Origin of the sequence: Acidovorax sp. SUPP2825 (assembly GCF_030158995.1) — a bacterium.
Classification (GTDB): Bacteria; Pseudomonadota; Gammaproteobacteria; order Burkholderiales; family Burkholderiaceae_C; genus Paracidovorax.
In genome coordinates, this window is record NZ_BQXK01000071.1 from 1 (window position 1) to 501 (window position 501).

Below are 501 nucleotides of genomic sequence, written 5' to 3' on the forward strand. Positions count from 1 at the left end.
GGAATTCCCGCCGCCGCGTTCGCTTCGCCGTCATTCCCAAGCCCAGGCTGTGCTGCTTCATGTGACTTATCGTCTCAGGGCTTCATCTCCATGCCAAGCATGTCGTGGGGCGATTTATGCAGACCTTCCTTAGGTAGCGCGCTGATGTACAAAGCGGGTCATAAAAGGGAGTTAAGAAATGGCAGAAGTTAAGCTCATTGACGTTCTCGCTCTCTGGGCGCCAAGGCTTGAGGGAAACCTGTTGGAAAAGGGTGGGGAAAATGTTGCTAGTCAGTTGCGACGTGTCATCGTGCCTGCGCAAAAAATTGCTGGTGAACCGACAGATTTTTCATTCATGGCATTTCCCTATCCCCGACTGTCTGCTGAGCAGCTAAAAGGGAGCCTCTCACAACCCCATGTTTGACGAATCCGAATAGGGAGGAGTGGGCGCCAGTAGCCGTTTGAGCGTGATGAGGCCCAGCAGCGGTCTGCGCCTGGGTGCATGAGGGGCCTTGCAGGCCC

1 protein-coding gene is annotated in these 501 nt (G+C 54.9%); it reads left to right on the top strand.

What is annotated here, in order from left to right; all coding sequences use genetic code 11:
- Positions 1-178: 178 nt before the first annotated feature.
- Positions 179-403 (top strand): hypothetical protein, encoded by a 225-nt coding sequence (locus AVAK2825_RS24765; protein ID WP_284403130.1) that lies wholly within the window; start codon positions 179-181, stop codon positions 401-403.
- The last annotated feature ends 98 nt before the right edge of the window (positions 404-501 follow it).

Bases quoted from the DNA above. Each gene is read 5' to 3' on its own strand.
- AVAK2825_RS24765 (WP_284403130.1), top strand. From the start codon at position 179: ATGGCAGAAGTTAAGCTCATTGACGTTCTCGCTCTCTGGGCGCCAAGG.